This is a genomic window from Streptomyces sp. NPDC040610 (assembly GCF_055594065.1).
This window is the reverse complement of sequence record NZ_JBVIXA010000004.1, coordinates 1-17,665: the sequence shown is the minus strand read 5'-3', so window position 1 is coordinate 17,665 and position 17,665 is coordinate 1. Positions and strand designations below refer to the sequence as shown.

Here is a 17,665-nt window from a genome sequence, read left to right as displayed (position 1 = left end):
CCGTGCCGGGAGGTCTGCCATTACGTCAACGCCCGGGCACCCACGAAGGTGCCGCCCCCACCCCCCAAATCCTCCCTCACCTCCCCGCCTACTCCCCCACCCCCTCCCCCTCCCTCCCCGCAGACCGCTAATCCCCTCCCTCCCCGCAGACCGCTAATCCCCTCCCTGCGCAAACCCCTGATCCCCCTCCCTGCGCAAACCGCTGATCCCCTCCTGGCAAACCGCTGGCGTCGTCGGCTCCGCCACAAGCAGAATCAGCCGATGGAGCCCGTCACCCTGACCACCGAGCGCCTGCTGCTGCGCACCTTCACGCCGGACGACATCGACGAGGTGTACGCGGCCTGCCAGGATCCCGAGATCCAGCGCTGGACCACGATCCCGTCGCCCTACGCGCGCGTGGACGCCGAGGGCTTCGTCGGCCGCATGGTCCCGGACGGCTGGCGGTACGACATGGAGTACACCTGGGCGGTGCGCCCACGGGACGGCGGCCCGCTGCTCGCCGCGACGAGCCTGCACCACCCGCGCTCGGGCGCCTGGGAGATCGGCTTCTGGACCGCCGCCGAGCACCGGGGCCAGGGCTACATGACGGAGATCGTGCAGGCCGTGGCCCACTGGGCCTTCGAGCGCCTGGGCTGCACACGCCTGGAATGGCGCGCGGAGGTCGGCAACCGCGGCTCCCGCGCGGTGGCGGAGAAGGCGGGCTTCACGATCGAGGGCACCCTCCGCGCGGCCCTCCTCAACAAGTCCACCCTCCGCGACTGCTGGGTAGCCGCCCTGCTCCCCACAGACATCGGCCTCCCCTCACTCCAGCCGTACCTCCCCAGCCCGACAACCAGCACCTGAGGCCACCCCAAGACACCCACCGGCCCGTCCCAGCCCCGCCCTATCTCAGCCCGTCCGGCGCTTGAGGACGAGCGCGCAGCGCGATCGGCACAGGACTGTCCCACCCGCACCATCCGGCCCGCCCCGGCAAGTAATCAGCCCGTCCGGCGCTTGAGGACGAGGCCGAAGGCCGATCGACGGCGGCCCGTCCCACCCGCACGGGACATCGACAGGCTGGGGTCCAGGGGGCGCAGCGCCCCGGTTTCGGTGAAGGGGCGGGACTGGGGCGCCCCGCGAAGGCCCCCGCCCCCACTGTCAGACCCTCCCCCTATCGTTCCGACCATGACGACGAGCATGCCCCGCCCCGAGCTCACCCTCACCCCCGACGAGGCCCGCCGCATCACCCTGAGGGCCCAGGGCTTCCTCGGCGCCCCCGACCGCAGGTCGGGCGTCCAAGGCGTGCTCCGTCACCTGGGCGCCGTCCAGCTGGACACGATCTCGGTCCTGGCCCGCTCCCACGAGCTGATCCCCTACGCCCGCCTGGGCGCGGTAGGCCGCAAGAAGGTCGAGTCGGCGTACTGGACACCCACCCCCACCGAAAACCCCCCGGCCCACCCCCACGCGTTCGAGTACTGGTCACACGCAGCCTGCATCCTCCCCATCGAGGAGTGGCCCCACTTCGCCTTCCGCCGCCGCGCCTACCGCTCCCGCCCCCACTGGCACCACGACCTCCCGGACGGCGCGTACGACCAGGTCATCAAGCAGCTCCGCGCCGAAGGCCCGCTGACGGCGACGGAGTTGGGCGGCGCGAAGAACAAGGGCGAGTGGTGGGACTGGTCCGACTCCAAGATCGCCGTGGAGCGCGCGCTGATGTACGGCGAGGTGGTGTGCACGGAGCGCCGCTCCTGGAAGCGGGTGTACGACCTCGCGGAGCGCGCGATCCCGGACGAGCTGCTGCACGACGACCTGGACGACAGGGAGTGCGTGCGCCGCCTGGTCGCCCTGGCGGGCCGTTCCCTGGGGGTCGGCACGCGCGCGGACATCGCCGACTACCACCGCCTGAAGGGCGAGGAGTTCGACGCGGTGGTCGCGGACTCGGGCCTGGTCCCGGTGACGGTGGGGGGCTGGGACAAGCCGGCCTGGGCGGACCCGCAGGCGCTGGCCACACCCCCGCGCGGCCGCCACCGCACGACGCTGCTCTCGCCGTTCGACTCCCTGATCTGGGAGCGTGCGCGCACGGAGCGGATCTTCGGCTTCACCCACCGCCTGGAGGCGTACGTCCCCAAGCCGAAGCGGGTGTACGGCTACTTCGCGATGCCGGTCCTGGCGGGCGGCCACCTGGTCGGCCGGGTGGACCCCGCGCGCGAGGGGAGCACGCTGGTGGCCAAGCAGGTGTCCCTGGACGGCCCGAAGGCGGTGCCCGCGGTGGCACAGGCGCTCGTCGAGGCGGCGCAGTGGGTGGACTGCGACTCCGTACGCATCGAGCGCGTCGACCGCCCGGAGCTGACCGCGGACCTGGTCCGCGCGGTGAGCTGACCTCGGGCCCACCCGGCCCCCGCCCGAACCGGGCCGGGCGCAGGCGCAGGTCCAAGACCAGCCCCAGCCCCAGCCCCAGCCCCAGGCTCAGCGGATCTCGAGGATCTTCTCCCGCATCGCGTAGACCACGGCCTCCATCCTGGAGTGCAGCTGCAGCTTCTCCAGGATGTTGCGCACGTGGTTCTTCACGGTGTTCTCGGAGATGAACAGCTCTTTGGCGATGTCGCGGTTGTTCATCCCCGTGGCGACGAGCTTGAGGACTTCCAGCTCCCGGTCGGTCAGCCGGGGCGCGGGCACGAGCCGCCGCTCGTCGGTGCGCTGGATCATGGACTTGAACTCGGTGAGCAGCTTCGAGGCCATCGAAGGGCTGATCTGCGACTGCCCGTCGGCCACCGCGCGGATGGCCGTGGCGACCTCGTCGGTGGAGATCTCCTTGAGGAGATAGCCGGTCGCGCCCGCCTTGATGGCGTCGTAGAGATCCGCTTCCTCGTCGCTGATCGTCAGCATGATGATCTTGGCGCTGGGCGCCACCTCCTTGATGGAGGTGCACGCCTCGATGCCGCCGCGCTTCGGCATCCGTACGTCCATGAGCACGATGTCGGGCAGCAGGTCAGCGGCCTTGTCCACCGCCTCGGCACCGTCGCCGGCCTCTCCGACCACCTGGATGTCCTCCTCGGCGGCGAGGACGATCTCCAGGCCGCGACGGAAGAGCGCGTGGTCGTCCACGACCAGGACCCTGATGGGCTCCTTGCGCGGGGCGCCCGCGTCCGTGCCGATGCCGATGCCGTCACCGGCATCTTCGCTCCGCATCGGTCCGAAGCTGTCCGCCATCGTTCCTCCCCCTGAAGGCCAGGGCCCGTCTCTTGCCTTGGCTGCACCAACCCTAGGCAGAGTCAAGCGGGTTGGGCCGTCGGGCCCATGATTCCATGCTCGGCCCCCCGGTCGTGCGCGCAGTGGTCGCACGGGGGTGCCCCTGGGGGCGCACACGCGCTCCAGGGGCACCGTTCCATGCGCTCCGCGAAGGGGGTGTCAGCCGCCGACGACACCGCTCCCGCCGGACGACTGCGGGTGCGTGACCATGGGGTCGGTGTTGAGGCGGATGACGCCGTAGTCGTAGGCGTGCCGTCGGTAGACGACGCTGGGTTCCTTGGTCTCGGAGTCGACGTACAGGTAGAAGTCGTGTCCGACCAGTTCCATCTCGTACAGCGCCTGGTCGAGGGACATGGGTGCCGCGACGTGCGTCTTCTCGCGGACCACGAGGGGGCCTTCGCCCTGGATCTCCAGGGAGCCGATCCTGGTGGTGGGCACGCCCTCGGGCTCTTCGTCGCGGACCAGGCTGCCGTCTCCGTTGAGATGCGCCGCGTCCGGGACCCGGGCGGCCACTTCGGCGGCGGTGAGCCTGCCGTTGCCGCGCCTGTTGTGGCGCTTTTCGTGCTGCTTGCGCAGTCGTGCCTCGAGCTTGGCGGTGGCCAGGTCGAGCGCCGCGTACTGATCCGATGCCGAGGCCTCCGCACGGATCACGGGTCCACGTCCACGGACGGTGATCTCCACGCGGTCGGAACGGTCGGCCTGACGCGGGTTGGTTTCCTTGGACACCTCGACGTCGAGGCTGATCACCTTGCCGTCGAGCTTCTGGATCTTGTCCAGCTTCAGCTTCTCGGCCACGTGCTTGCGGAACCGCTCGGGCACCTCGGTCTTGCGGCCCTTGACGACGATGTCCACGCAGAACTCCGTTCCCGGATCGCTCCGCTGCTTCGGCGGAGCTTCTCCCTTTTGCACCAGGCCCCGGAAACTCCCGGAGCCTCGGACTCGGTGACTTCCACCTCCTCCTCCCCCGTGGACAAGATCTCCACCCACCGGTCCCGGGTGATTGCGGGGAACCCCAAAGACCGGCATTCCGATATGCGAGGGGCGCAGTCCGCCGTTCCTCACAACCGAACATATCTCGCCCGGACGGATGTCGTCACCCTCTACTGACACGTACCTCCATTCGGGTGGATAGGCCCTCTCACTACCTGCAACGATGAAAGTTCTCGGTCAGTTCCGGTTTATTTCGAAAGAAGTCGCGGAAGTGGCGACAACCGCGGCCCGGATGATGTTTAAACGAGGCATTCCGCTGGCCGGGCCCCCTTTCCCGGCCCCTTCCACGACGCAGTCCCGGCCGTCCCAGCTTGGCCGGTTCCCGACCTGGCGCTCTGCCGCCACCTGTGCCCTCCGTCCGGTCCTGCCACTCTCTCCGGTCCCGCCGACCCCCCGCGCCCTCGTGTCCTCTTCTCCCTCTGCCCTGTCGCCTACCCCGTGTACGCCACATACGCCTCCCAACGCCCGCGCCGCCTCGGCCAGCGAGGCACCCGTCGTCATGAGGTCGTCCACGACGACGATCTGCCCCGCGCCCCGCAGCAGCGGCCCCGCACCGGCCGCCACCTCCAGCGCGCCCGACAGGTTCGCCTGCCGCTGACGGGAGTTGAGCCCCGCCTGGTCCGCGACCGCGCGCCGCTGCCGCAGCACGGACAGCACGCTCACCGGCATCCCGGCGCGCCGCAGCTCCCCCGCCGCCGCCAGCGCGATCCGCCGCACCGGGTCGTGCCCCCGCGCCCGCACGGACCGCCGAGCGGACGGCACCGGCACCAACAGCACGGGCCCGCCAGGGTCTTGGCCCGGATCGGCCATGGACTCCGTCCCGCCCATCCCGGCGGCCCGCACCGCCCCCGCGAGGGCCTCGCCGAGCGCCCCGGCCAGCGGCAGCGCGCCCCGCTCCTTGTGTGCGAGCAGCACCGCCCGCACCGCATCGCCGTACGCCGCGGCCGCGTGCACCACCGGCAGCCCCCGCGGCTCCGGGTCCGGCCACACCCTGCGCGGCGCCGCCCCGCACAGAGCAGCCCGGCATCCGGCGCACAGCGCCACGCGCGGCCTCCCGCAGCCCGCGCAGTCAGCCGGCAGCACCAGATCCGTGAGGTCCTGCCACCACCCCCGCATGTCCCCACTGTGCCAACCCGCACGCCGCCCGGCCACCCCTGTGGACAACCGCCTGTGGATAACTCAGGGCACCCCGATTGAGCTGCGCCGAAGCCCTGTTGGAAGACCGGCTCACCCGGGATAGATCGGCGCCGTCCCCTCCTTGACCACCGTCTGCCACTGCGCTCCCGACGGCAGCCGGACGATCCCGTCGTCCGAGTGCGCCACCAGCGGCTGCCGCTCGTCCTCCGACGCGGCGATCTCCTTCGCGCCGGTCAGACCGGGCAGCGTCGCCCCGGTGCGCGCGGATCCGTCGCACTGGACGTACCGCATCTGCTGCACACCGCCGGACTCGCGGCCGATCACCACGAGGCGGCTGACGCCCGCCCAGGACATGGCGGTGACCTCCTCCATCTGCGGTGCCGCCTCCAGCAGTTCGACCACCGAGATGTCGGGCTGTCCGCCCTTGCCGTCCGGCCACTCGACGCGGCCGATCTGCAGCTTGGTCTCGCCGTTCTTCGTCACCAGGAGCGCGACCCGCACCCCGTCGGCCGCGACCCGCACCGCCTCGATGCGCCCGTTCAGGTCGGGGACGCGGACCTGGACCGGCTCGCCGGTGCCCTCCGAGAGCCAGAGCAGCCGCGGCCGCTTCGGGTCCCGGTCGGCCACCCACAGGTTGCCCCGTCCGTCCCAACTGGGCGTCGAGAGGCCGTCCTTGTCCGACTTGGCGCGGGAGCGCAGCTCAGGACCGCCGAGCGTGGACTTGGCCACCACCGACGTGGTGTACAGCCGCCGCCCGTCGGGGGACACGCCGGCCGCGTGCTCCTCGTCGCGCGACACCGCCGCCGAGCGCAGCGGCTGCGACTCGTCGCCGAACGGCCCGGTCACCGGCTCGGGCGCGGCGTTGCTGCCCGCGTTGCCGGGCATCCGTACCAGCCGCTTCTTCTCGTCGATGAAGTACTGGTACGCCGGGAGGTCCGCCGTGCGGTGCGGCGCGACGGTCTCGGCGCGGTCCTTGCTGAGGACGCACAGCTGCGAGCCGTTCTTGCGCTGCAGTTCCACCTGCTCCACTCCGGAGGCCGTCAGGTCCTGGAGCGTGAAGAGCAGTTGGGCGGCCACCTGCGTGCACTGGTCGTGCCCGAGCGTGTCGGCGCGCGCGTTCAGCGGCACGACCAGCTTGTTCTTGTCGTCGGGCGTCAGCGACTTGGTGCCGGACGCGAGCCGCGCGCCCATCGGGACCGCCGAACGGACCACCGGCGTGAGCCAGTTGGTGGGGCCGTCGAGCAGCGCCTTCACCGTCTCGGTCAGCGGGTCGATGCGCTGGCGTACGTAGATGGGGTCGGCGACGAGCCCCTGTTGTCCGGCGGGCCTGTCACGGGTCTTCACGTTCCCCGGGGGCAGCGCGAAGTAGTACTTGTTGACGGCCTGGTAGTTCCGCTCGAAGTCGGACTCGCCGAGCACGACGCCCGAGGGCGGGACGTCGATGCGCCACACCATGCCGTTCGGGCCGCTCTGCTGGGTCAGGTGTACGGACTGCTTGTACGGCCTCGTGTCGGGCTTGTACGCGCGCTGTGCGTTGACGGTGGCGAGCCTGCGGCCGGTCAGCGAGTACGTACGCTCGCCTTCGTTGTTGTTGCCCACGTTGTCCGCGACCGTGTTCGGGCCGTCGGCGAGCACCGTGGTGGAGCGCTCCGGGTGCCAGTTCTGGGACGCCTTCTTCGTCAGGTACTTCCGCGCGATGGCGAAATCCGGGTCGTCGCTGGTCAGCGCCTCCAGGAAGCCCTGGACGATGTCGACCGCGCCCGCGTCCTCGGGCGGTGGCATGGCGTACACGCGCACCTGGGACTGCGAGTCGGGCCGCTGGGAGGCTTCGACCTTCTTCATGTTGCCCTCGTCGGGCATGGCGGCGCATCCGGCTATGAGCACGCCGCACGCGGCGAGCACCACACCGGCGCGCAGCGGACGCGCGCGCCCCCGCAGTTGACCCTCAGCGCCCACGCGAGGCCTCCTCTTCCCTGCCCGCGACGGCGTCCGCTCCGGTTCGGACGTCACTGTCCGCCGAAGCGTCCGTGCTGATGGGGGTGTCACTGTCCACAGCGGCGTCCGCGCCGGTCGAGGCGTCACTGTCCCCCGGGGCGTCGGCGCCCCCGTCCGCGTCGGCCTCCACGGCCACCGCGGCGCCCGTGAGCGAATCGGCCTCTCCTGGCGAATCGTTCTCTACGTAGGAGCCGTTTTCCGCGTCCGCGCCGGTCTCCCCGCCGCCTTCGGGAGCCCGCTCCGCCCCCGCCTCCTCCCAGGCCTGCCGCGGTACGACCCGCGCCCCATTGCCCGGCAGTGCCGTCGGGTCCACGTCCAGGGCGGCCGCGCGGGCAAGGCGCGGCGCGATCGGCGCCTTCGCGGGCACGGGCGGCGGCACCCGGTCCGGGGGCGCCTGGTGGGGCACGGTGGCCCGCTTCGTACCGCCCGCGAGGGGCAGGCCCGCGCCGTTGAGGCCGCGGTGGCGGCGGGAGTCGTCGGGCTCCAGGGGTATCGGTGAGCCCCGCAGCGGCTCGTCGGCGGTGCGCGGCAGCGTGAGCCGGAACTGCGATCCGCCGCCCGGCTCGCCCCACGCCTGCAGCCACCCGCCGTGCAGTCGGGCGTCCTCCAGGGCAATGGAGAGCCCGAGGCCCGTACCACCGGTGGTACGCGCGCGTGCCGGGTCGGCCCGCCAGAAGCGGCTGAACACGCGCGTGGCCTCGCCGGGCTTGAGCCCCACTCCGTAGTCCCGCACCGCCACGGCGACCGCGCCACCGGCGGCAGCGAGGCGGACCACCACGTCCTTGCCGTCGCCGTGCTCCACGGCATTGACGACGAGGTTCCGCAGGACCCGCTCCACGCGTCGTGCGTCCGCCTCGGCGACGACCGGCTGCTGGTCGCCGACGACCCGTATGTGGGTGCCCTTGCGCTCCGCCAGCGGCTCCGCGCCGCCGACCACGCGGCGTACGACCTCGCGCAGGTCTATCGGCTCGGCCTCCAGGGCCGCCGCGCCCGCGTCGAACCGGCTGATCTCGAGGAGGTCGGCGAGCAGCGACTCGAAGCGGTCGAGCTGGTCGGCGAGCAGCTCCGCGGAGCGGGCCGTCACCGGATCGAAGTCGACGCGCGCCTCGTGGATGACGTCGGCGGCCATCCGCACGGTCGTCAGCGGCGTACGCAGCTCGTGCGACACGTCGGAGACGAACCGCCGCTGCATCCGCGACAGCTCCTCCAGCTGCTGGATCTTGAGCTGGAGGTTCGACGCCATCTTGTTGAAGGCCTCACCGAGGCGCGCGATGTCGTCCTCCCCGGTGACCTTCATGCGTTCCTGAAGGCGCCCCGCGGACAGCCGCTCGGCGATCCCGGCCGCCATCCGCACGGGCGTGACGACCTGGCGCACCACCAGCCAGGCGATGGCCCCGAGGAGCACCACCACGAAGAGACCGGCCGTGGCGAGCGTGCCGCGCACCAGGTTCATCGACTCCTCCTCCTGCGTCAGCGGGAAGAGGTAGTAGAGCTGGTACGAGTCGCCGTTGAGGTCGCTCAGCTGCTTGCCGATGACCAGGCCGGGCTGGGACTCGCGGTGGTCGATGAAGTCGATGCGCGTATTGCTCTGGTACGCGAGGGAGCCGCCGTCGACCCGGTCGCGCAGGTCCACGGGCACGCTCTGGATCGGGTCCACACCACCGGAGGCCCTGGGCCCGCGCACGCTGCCGCTGTCGCTCGCACTGGAGCTGAGCGTGACTACGTAGAAGGCGTTCTGGCCGCCGCTGGCGAGTTGCTCGGCCAGCTCGGACAGCCACACGGCGGCGTTCTGCGCGGTGGGGCCGTCCGCGGCGTCGCCGCCCTGGCCGGTGGGCTGGTGGGCAGTGTTGGCCTGCTCCTGAGCGGCCCGGAAGCCGCCGTCGGCCTGGCTCTGCGCCGCGTTCACCTTGGCCTTGAGCAGGCCGTTGCTGACCGAGCTCATGACGACGAAGCCGAGCAGCAGCACCACGCCGAGCGACATCAGGAGCGTCGTGACGACGACTTTCAGCTGGATGTTGCGCCGCCACAGCCGCATCATCGGCAGCAGCGGGCGGCGCACCCAGCGCGTGAAGAGCCGCAGCAGCGGGCTGCTGCCCTGCACGCCGCCCTGCAGCATCAGACCGCTGTCGACCAGCGCCCCGAACCGCGGGGCGCGCCGCGGCGGGCTGGGCGGCCGCACAGTCCGCTCCGGCCGTGCTCCCGGTTCCCCGGGCGCCGGAGAGGAACTGTCCCGGGACACGTCAGCTCGGTCCGGCCTTGTAACCGACGCCACGGACGGTCACGACGATCTCCGGGCGCTCCGGGTCGCGCTCGACCTTGGAGCGCAGCCGCTGCACATGCACATTCACCAAGCGGGTGTCGGCCGCGTGCCGGTAGCCCCAGACCTGCTCCAGGAGCACCTCGCGCGTGAACACCTGCCACGGCTTGCGGGCCAGCGCGACCAGCAGATCGAACTCCAGCGGCGTCAGCGCGATCGACTGCCCGTCCCGCTTCACGGAGTGCCCCGCCACATCGATGACCAGGTCACCGATGGCCAGCTGCTCCGGCGCCGGCTCCTCGGAGCGGCGCAGCCGCGCACGGATGCGGGCCACCAGCTCCTTGGGCTTGAACGGCTTGACGATGTAGTCGTCGGCCCCCGACTCCAGACCGACCACCACATCCACGGTGTCGCTCTTGGCCGTGAGCATGACGATGGGCACCCCGGACTCCGCCCTGATCAGACGGCACACCTCGATGCCGTCCCGTCCGGGCAGCATCAGGTCGAGAAGCACCAGATCGGGCTTGGCCTCCCGGAAAGCGGCCAGCGCCTTGTCGCCATCAGCTACGAACGACGGCTCAAAACCTTCACCACGCAGCACAATCCCGAGCATCTCGGCCAGTGCGGTGTCGTCGTCGACGACAAGGACTCGTCCCTTCATGCCTGACATCATCCCATTAGCTAATCGTTACCTGGCGTGACCTGGCACACAGCTCGGCGAGGCCCTCCGCTGTCACGGGTGAGACGACACCTTCCTCCGTGACGACGGCTGTCACCAACTCGGGCGGGGTGACGTCGAATGCCGGGTTGTACGCCTGTGTCCCCAGTGGCGCCACCGCGATCCCCCCTCCCGCCTCGGATCCGGCCATCGGCGCGAAGGGCACTGTGACCTCCGTCACCTCATGGCTGGCTCGCTGTTCCACCTCGATGGCGGCCCCGTCCGGGGTCTCCGGGTCCACGGTCGTCACCGGCGCCACCACGATGAACGGCACGTGGTGATAGCGGGCAAGCACCGCGAGCGGATAGCTCCCCACCTTGTTGGCCACCGAACCGTCGGCCGCGATCCGGTCGGCGCCGATCAGCACGGCGTCCACCTCACCGGCCGCGAACAGCGAACCCGCCGCGTTGTCGGTCAGGAGGGTGTACGGCATGCCGTTGCGCGCCGCCTCGTACGCCGTCAGCCGGGCGCCCTGGAGCAGCGGCCTGGTCTCGTCGACCCACAGCCTGCGCAGCCGTCCCTCACGGTGCGCGGCGAGCGCCACCGCGAAGGCCGTGCCCTCGCCGCCGGAGACCAGCGCCCCGGTGTTGCAGTGCGTGAGGACGCGGTGGCCGCCGCCGGGCATCAGCTCGTCGAGCAGCGCCAGGCCGTGCACCGCCATCCGCCCGCTGGCCTCGGCGTCCTCCGCGTGCACCGCCCGCGCGGCGGCGAGGACCGCCCCCGCCGCGCGCCGCCCGTCCGCGCCACCGGCCAGGGCCTCGCGGTACGCCGTCTGGGCCCTGCGCGCGCCGTACGCCAGGTTGACCGCGGTGGGCCGCGCACCCGCGAGGGCGTCCGCGGCCTCGTCCACGTCGAAGCCGCGGGCGGCGGCCAGCGCGACGCCGTACGCACCCGTGATGCCGAGCAGCGGCGCCCCGCGCACGGCCAGCGTCCGGATGGCCTGCACGAGGGCGGGCGGGTCCGTGCACACCAGCTCGCTCTCCTCACCCGGCAGCCGGGTCTGGTCGAGGAGGACGACGACGGGTCCCTCCGGAGGCTCGTCCCAGCGGATCGCGGGAATCGCTGGGATCCCTGGGGTCTCGGGGGTCTTGTGGATCTCAGGGCTTTCGGACGGCCGCACGGCCTCGCCGGATTGCGCGTACTGATCAGCCATCCGCCCAGTCTGCCCGCTACCGGCCGGACAATAGAAGGTGTGCAGCCCATCCGGCCACGGCACTCGGCATCCGCACCACCGCGCCCGACCCCGGGGCAACCGCCCCGTGGCACGATGGCTGCCAACCCGCCGCCGCGACGGCGGACGGGCACTGTGAAGGAGCGACGATGAACGACACTCCGGGCTGGGCCTCGCCCGGATCTGCCCCCTCCGACGGCCACGACCCCGGCAAGAAGGGGTCCGACGAGCCCGCAGACCAGCCGAGCGGCCCGGGCTCGAAGTGGTCCAAGGAGCAGCCGCCGCCCGCCCAGTGGTCCGCGCCCAGCCCGCAGGCACCCGACCAGAGCCCACCACCGCCCGCGCCTCCCGGCCAGGGCTGGGGCGGGGGTCCCGGTGGCCCGGGCGGTACGGGTGGCTCCGGAGGGCCCGGCTGGGGCGGTGCTCCCGGTGGTCCCGGCGGCCCCTACCGCGGCTGGGGCGCCTGGCAGGGTCCGCCGGCCGCGGCGAAGCCCGGCGTCATCCCGCTGCGTCCGCTGGCCGTCGGCGAGATCCTGGACGGCGCGGTCTCCACGATGCGTACGTACTGGCGCACGGTCCTCGGCATCTCGCTGACCGTCGCCGTCGTCACGGAGCTCTGCCTCGTCCTCCTCCAGGGCCTGGTCCTCAACGACAGCCAGAGCCTCGAGGCCCTGGACGACTCGAGCGCGACCTCCGGAGAGGTGGCGCGGGCGCTCCGTGACACGCTCCTCGACTTCGGTGTCGTCATCGTCGTCATGCTGCTCGGCACGATCGTCGCGACGGCGCTGCTGACGATGGTCACGAGCCGCGCCGTCCTGGGCAAGTCGGTCACCACGGCCGAGGCCTGGCACGACGCGCGCCCGCAGCTGTGGAAGCTGCTCGGCCTGACACTGCTCCTGCCGCTCATCGCCATGGGCGTGGTCGCCGCCGGAACCGTGCCGGGACTCCTGGTCACGCTCGCCGGAGGGGGCGACGGCGGTATCGCCCTCATCTTCCTCGGCGGACTCGCGGCCGGTGTCGTCGCCGTCTGGCTGATGGTCCGCTTCTCGCTCGCCTCCCCGGCGTTGATGCTGGAGAAGCAGGGAGTGAAGCAGGCCCTCCGCCGGTCCGCCAAGCTGGTGCGCCTCTCCTGGTGGCGGGTCTTCGGCATCAATCTGCTGGCCACGGTCATCACGAACGTCGTCGTGTCGATCATCGGCATCCCGTTCACCCTCATCGCGGGCGCGGTCAGCGGCGACGGCGTGTCCGGTTTCCTGGACAGCAGCACGAGCGACGTCGGCTGGACCTTCCTGATCGTCAGCGGCATCGGGCAGGTGATCGGCTCCATGCTGACGTTCCCGATCACCGCCGGGGTCTCCGTGCTCCTCTACATCGACCAGCGGATCCGCCGCGAGGCCCTCGACCTCGAACTCGCCCGCGCCGCCGGTGTGCCGGGCCACGACCCCAACGACACCCCCGGCACCCCGGGGAGCTGATGCGGTGACGTCGGCGGGGGCGGTACTTGACGTGCTCAACGCGGCCGCACGGCTGCCGCACGCCTTCTTCGGCGCGGCCTCCGCACTGCCGCGCACCGGGTTCCGGGCGGCCGTCGTACCGCCCGGAACCGGCGTGTCGGCGGCCGTGACACCACTCGGCACCGCCGCCGGTCCGGGCGTCACGCTGCCGAGCGGCGACGACGGCCCCCCGCTGACGATCCCGGGCCGCCCCGCGCGGGAGGCGGCCGAGCGCGAGCTGTCCAAGCCGATGTACCACGAGAACGACCCGGGCCTCTTCCAGCGCGCCCTGAACCGCTTCTGGGGCTGGGTCGACGACCTGTTCAGCGCGGCGTCCGGCGCGGCGCCGGGCGGCGTGATCGGCCTCGTGGTCATCGTGCTCGCGGTGGTGGCGGTCGCCGCGGCCCTCTGGTGGCGCCTCGGCACCCCCCGCCGCGCCCCCGCCACCTCCGCCGCGCTCTTCGACGACCGCCCCCGCAGCGCCGCGGAGCACCGCGCGGACGCCGAGGCGCACGCGGCCCAGGGCCACTGGAGCCAGGCCCTCCAGGAGCGGATGCGGGCGATCGTGCGCTCCCTGGAGGAACGCGCCCTCCTCGACCCGCGCCCCGGCCGCACCGCCGACGAGGCCGCCGCCGAGGCCGCCCGCCCCCTGCCCGACCACGAGGACCGCCTGCACGCGGCGGCCCGGGACTTCGACGACGTGACGTACGGAGGCCGCACGGCCACCGAAGCGGCGTACCACCGGCTCGCCGACCTGGACCGCGACCTGGAGCGCACCAAGCCACTCCTCGCCGCCACGTCCCACGCCCCGTCCGACGGCACCTCCTGGGGAGCGATCCGATGACGGACTCCCTCGACGCACCAACCACCGACGGCCCGGCCACAGCTGGACCGCCCACCGACGGACCACCCCCGACCGACGGCCCGTCCACCCCCCTGCCGACCTCGATGGCCGCCACACCCCGTCAGCTCTGGACCCGCACCCGCGGCATCGTCCTCGCCGCCGTCGTCCTCCTGGCGACCGCCGTCGCCATCGCGGCCGTCCGCTCCGGCACCGAGCACGGCAGCCTCGACCCGCGCTCCGCCGACCCCTACGGCAGCCGCGCCGTCGCCGAACTCCTCGCCGACCGGGGCGTGTCCACGCGCGTCGTCACCACCACCGCCGAGGCACGGGCCGCCGCGGGCCCCGACACCACCCTCCTGGTGGCCAACCCCGACCTGCTCACCGACCGTCAGCAGTCCCGGCTGCACGAGGCCACCGAAGGCTCCGGCGGCCGCACCGTCCTGGTCGCCCCCGGCAGCCCTTCGGTGTCGAAGCTCGCCCCCGGGGTCACCGCGGACCCCACCCCCAGCGATGATTCGACGCTGTCCCCGGACTGCGACCTGCCCACGGCCCGCCGCGCCGGCTCTGCGGACGTGGGCGGCATCCGCTACGACTCGCTCACCCCCGGCGCCGAGTCCTGCTACGTCTCCGACGGCCTGCCCAGCCTCCTCGTCCTCCCCGCGGCGACCGCGAAGGACGGTTCTCCGGAGACCGGCGACAACCCGGAGGACACCCCACAGGAGGCACCGGAAGGCACCACGCGGCACGCCCCGGAGAAGTCCCCGGCGCGCGGCGACACGGTCGTCCTCGGAGCCCCCGACATCCTCCACAACGACCGCCTCGACAAGCACGGCAATGCCTCGCTCGCCCTGCAACTGCTCGGTTCGCGTCCCCACTTGGTCTGGTACCTCCCCTCGCTCTCCGACGACGCCGTCGACGAAACAGCCGACGACAGCTTCTTCGACCTGATCCCCTCCGGCTGGCTCTGGGGCACACTTCAGCTCACCTTCGCCGCCGTCCTCGCAGCCTTGTGGCGCGGCCGCCGCCTCGGCCCCCTCGTCCCCGAGAAACTCCCCGTCGCGATCCGCGCCTCGGAGACCGCCGAGGGCCGCGCCCGCCTCTACCGCAAGGCCGACGCCCGCGACCGCGCCGCCGCGGCCCTCCGCTCGGCCACCCGCACCCGACTCGCCCCCCTCGTCGGCGTCCCCACCGCCCGGGCCCACACGCCCGAAGCGCTCCTGCCCGCCCTGACCAGCCGTCTCCGCACGCCCGGCCAGGACCTGCTCCCCCTCCTCTTCGGCCCGCCCCCCGGCGACGACGCAGGGCTCATCGCCCTCGCCGACCAACTCGACGCCCTCGAAAGTGAGGTACGTACTTCATGATGGACCCGACCACTGACAACGCCGCGAGCTCCGACGGCGCCCGCTCCTCCCTGGAGTCCCTGCGCGCGGAGATCTCCAAGGCCGTGGTCGGCCAGGACCCCGCCGTCACCGGCCTCGTCGTGGCCCTGCTCTGCCGCGGCCACGTCCTGCTCGAAGGCGTCCCGGGCGTCGCGAAGACCCTCCTCGTACGCGCCCTCGCCGCGTCCCTCGAACTCGACACCAAGCGCGTCCAGTTCACCCCCGACCTGATGCCCAGCGACGTCACGGGCTCCCTCGTCTACGACGCCCGCACCACCGAGTTCTCCTTCCAGCCGGGCCCGGTCTTCACCAATCTCCTCCTCGCCGACGAGATCAACCGCACCCCGCCCAAGACCCAGTCGTCCCTCCTCGAAGCGATGGAGGAGCGCCAGGTCACAGTCGACGGCACCCCGCGCCCGCTCCCCGAGCCGTTCCTCGTCGCCGCCACCCAGAACCCGGTCGAGTACGAGGGCACGTACCCCCTTCCCGAGGCCCAGCTGGACCGTTTCCTCTTGAAGTTGACGGTCCCTCTGCCGACCCGTCAGGACGAGATCGCCGTCCTGACGCGCCACGCGGAAGGCTTCAATCCGCGCGACCTGCGCGCCGCCGGCGTACGCCCCGTCGCGGGCCCCGACGACCTGGAAGCGGCCCGCGCCGCCGTCGCGAAGACAGCCGTCTCTCCCGAAATCACCGCCTACGTAGTCGACATCTGCCGCGCCACCCGCGAATCGCCGTCCCTCACGCTGGGCGTCTCCCCGCGCGGCGCCACGGCCCTGCTGTCCACGGCCCGCGCATGGGCCTGGCTGACCGGCCGCGACTACGTCATCCCCGACGACGTGAAGGCCCTCGCCCTCCCCGCGCTGCGCCACCGCGTCCAGCTGCGCCCCGAGGCCGAGATGGAGGGTGTGACGGCCGACTCCGTCATCAACGCGATCCTCGCCCACGTCCCGGTGCCCCGCTGATGCCCCTGACCGGCCGCACCGCCCTCCTGGCGGCGCTGGGCTCCCTCCCCGTGGGCATCGTGGAGCCCAGCTGGACCGGCATCCTCGCGGTCAACGCCCCCTTGGCCCTGGCCTGCGCCTGCGACTTCGCCCTCGCTGCCCCCGTACGCCGCCTCGGCCTTACCCGCTCCGGCGACTCTTCCGTACGCCTCGGCGAGCCCGCGGAAGTCCAGCTGACCGTCACCAACCCCACGAAGCGTCGCTTGCGCGCCGAAGTGCGTGACGCCTGGCCGCCCAGCAGCTGGCAGCCGGGCACCGAGGTCACCGCGTCCCGCAATCCCCTGGACGTCCCGCCCGGCGAGCGCCGCCGCATCACGACCCGGCTGCGCCCGACCCGCCGGGGTGACCATCACGCCGACCGCGTCACGATCCGCTCGAAGGGCCCATTGGGCCTCTTCTCCCGCCAGGGCAGCCATCGGGTGCCGTGGACGCTCCGTGTCCTGCCGCCTTTCGCCAGCCGCAAGCACCTGCCGTCCAAACTGGCCCGCCTGCGTGAACTGGACGGCCGCACCAGCGTGCTGATCCGCGGTCAGGGCACGGAGTTCGACAGCCTCCGCGAGTACGTCCCCGGCGACGACACCCGCTCCATCGACTGGCGCGCCACGGCACGGCAGTCCTCGGTGGCCGTCCGCACCTGGCGCCCCGAGCGGGACCGCCACATCTTGCTGGTCCTCGACACCGGCCGCACCTCCGCGGGCCGTGTCGGCGACGCCCCACGCCTCGACGCGTCGATGGACGCCGCTCTCCTCCTGGCCGCCCTGGCCTCCCGCGCGGGCGACCGCGCGGACCTCCTCGCCTACGACCGCCGGGTACGCGCCCTGGTCCAGGGCAAGGCCGCAGGCGATGTGCTGCCGTCCCTCGTCAGCGCCCTGGCCACGCTTGAGCCCGAGCTTGTCGAGACGGACGCCCGCGGCCTCACAGCGACAGCGCTGCGCGCCGCCCCCCGAAGCTCTTTGATCGTGCTTCTCACGAGTCTCGAAGCGGCCCCCATCGAGGAGGGTCTGCTGCCGGTACTCTCCCGACTCACGCAGCGCCACACGGTCCTGGTCGCCTCGGTCGCCGACCCGCACATCACAGAAATGGCGAAGGCCCGGGGAACGACAGATGCGGTGTACGACGCCGCAGCCGGCGCACAGGCCCAGGCGGAACGCCGACGCACAGCGGAACAACTCATCCGCCATGGCGTCACGGTCGTGGACGCGACCCCCGACAATCTGGCCCCTGCTCTGGCCGACGCCTACTTGTCATTGAAGGCGGCGGGCCGCCTGTAGGACGAAGAAAGAGGACGAAGAAAGAGGTCCTGGAACGCAAAAAAGCCGTATCCCCCGAGTCGAAACTCGGGGGATACGGCTTTATCAAATTTAGTTCGGCGGCGTCCTACTCTCCCACAGGGTCCCCCCTGCAGTACCATCGGCGCTGTAAGGCTTAGCTTCCGGGTTCGGAATGTAACCG

Annotated in this window: 14 protein-coding genes and 1 rRNA gene; 7 read left to right on the top strand and 8 right to left on the bottom strand. The window is 72.2% G+C overall.

What is annotated here, in order from left to right:
- The first annotated feature begins 261 nt into the window (after nt 1–261).
- Nucleotides 262–843, top strand: a complete 582-nt coding sequence (locus ACZ6AA_RS16045) for a GNAT family N-acetyltransferase (protein WP_468482827.1) — start codon at nt 262–264, stop codon at nt 841–843.
- 321 nt (nt 844–1,164) lie between these two features.
- Nucleotides 1,165–2,358: a winged helix-turn-helix domain-containing protein gene (locus ACZ6AA_RS16040; protein ID WP_471458503.1), complete on the top strand. Its 1,194-nt coding sequence runs from the start codon at nt 1,165–1,167 to the stop codon at nt 2,356–2,358.
- Between the two features lie 87 nt (nt 2,359–2,445).
- Here the strand turns inward: ACZ6AA_RS16040 and ACZ6AA_RS16035 are convergent, their stop codons facing one another.
- From ACZ6AA_RS16035 to mtnA, 7 genes are all read right to left on the bottom strand, one after another.
- Complete coding sequence (locus ACZ6AA_RS16035; RefSeq protein ID WP_016645733.1) at nt 2,446–3,189, bottom strand: response regulator; 744 nt, start codon at nt 3,187–3,189, stop codon at nt 2,446–2,448.
- 198 nt (nt 3,190–3,387) lie between these two features.
- Nucleotides 3,388–4,080 (bottom strand): ribosome hibernation-promoting factor, HPF/YfiA family, encoded by a 693-nt coding sequence (gene hpf, locus ACZ6AA_RS16030; RefSeq protein WP_468450077.1) that lies wholly within the window; start codon nt 4,078–4,080, stop codon nt 3,388–3,390.
- A gap of 315 nt (nt 4,081–4,395) precedes the next feature.
- Nucleotides 4,396–5,334 (bottom strand): ComF family protein, encoded by a 939-nt coding sequence (locus ACZ6AA_RS16025; RefSeq protein ID WP_471458501.1) that lies wholly within the window; start codon nt 5,332–5,334, stop codon nt 4,396–4,398.
- A 111-nt stretch (nt 5,335–5,445) separates the two neighbouring features.
- Nucleotides 5,446–7,311, bottom strand: coding sequence for an LpqB family beta-propeller domain-containing protein (locus tag ACZ6AA_RS16020; protein ID WP_468450079.1), 1,866 nt, complete (start codon nt 7,309–7,311; stop codon nt 5,446–5,448).
- On the bottom strand, nt 7,301–9,589 hold the full coding sequence (mtrB, locus tag ACZ6AA_RS16015; RefSeq protein ID WP_471458499.1) for an MtrAB system histidine kinase MtrB: 2,289 nt from the start codon (nt 9,587–9,589) through the stop codon (nt 7,301–7,303). Before mtrB ends, ACZ6AA_RS16020 begins: the two co-directional genes overlap by 11 nt.
- Nucleotide 9,590: 1 nt before the next feature.
- On the bottom strand, nt 9,591–10,280 hold the full coding sequence (gene mtrA / locus ACZ6AA_RS16010; protein WP_189176211.1) for a two-component system response regulator MtrA: 690 nt from the start codon (nt 10,278–10,280) through the stop codon (nt 9,591–9,593).
- A 4-nt stretch (nt 10,281–10,284) separates the two neighbouring features.
- Nucleotides 10,285–11,478, bottom strand: a complete 1,194-nt coding sequence (mtnA, locus tag ACZ6AA_RS16005) for an S-methyl-5-thioribose-1-phosphate isomerase (RefSeq protein WP_471458497.1) — start codon at nt 11,476–11,478, stop codon at nt 10,285–10,287.
- 167 nt (nt 11,479–11,645) lie between these two features.
- Here mtnA and ACZ6AA_RS16000 point away from each other — a divergent pair, with 167 nt between their 5' ends.
- The 5 genes from ACZ6AA_RS16000 (at nt 11,646) to ACZ6AA_RS15980 (ending at nt 17,484) form a co-directional block, all read left to right on the top strand.
- Entirely contained in the window at nt 11,646–12,971 is a 1,326-nt protein-coding gene (locus ACZ6AA_RS16000; protein WP_468450084.1) for a DUF7847 domain-containing protein, read from the top strand.
- Between the two features lie 145 nt (nt 12,972–13,116).
- The gene (locus tag ACZ6AA_RS15995; RefSeq protein ID WP_468450256.1) at nt 13,117–13,833 is read left to right on the top strand and encodes a DUF4129 domain-containing protein; all 717 of its coding nucleotides are present in this window, start codon (nt 13,117–13,119) and stop codon (nt 13,831–13,833) included.
- Entirely contained in the window at nt 13,830–15,194 is a 1,365-nt protein-coding gene (locus ACZ6AA_RS15990) for a DUF4350 domain-containing protein (RefSeq protein ID WP_468450086.1), read from the top strand. The genes ACZ6AA_RS15995 and ACZ6AA_RS15990 overlap by 4 nt, the downstream gene beginning before the upstream one ends.
- Nucleotides 15,194–16,174: an AAA family ATPase gene (locus ACZ6AA_RS15985; RefSeq protein WP_468450258.1), complete on the top strand. Its 981-nt coding sequence runs from the start codon at nt 15,194–15,196 to the stop codon at nt 16,172–16,174. Before ACZ6AA_RS15990 ends, ACZ6AA_RS15985 begins: the two co-directional genes overlap by 1 nt.
- Entirely contained in the window at nt 16,174–17,484 is a 1,311-nt protein-coding gene (locus ACZ6AA_RS15980; protein ID WP_471458495.1) for a DUF58 domain-containing protein, read from the top strand. Before ACZ6AA_RS15985 ends, ACZ6AA_RS15980 begins: the two co-directional genes overlap by 1 nt.
- Before the next feature lie 93 nt (nt 17,485–17,577).
- Here ACZ6AA_RS15980 and rrf read toward each other — a convergent pair.
- Nucleotides 17,578–17,665: ribosomal RNA gene (rrf, locus tag ACZ6AA_RS15975) — 5S ribosomal RNA — on the bottom strand; the annotation flags it as partial.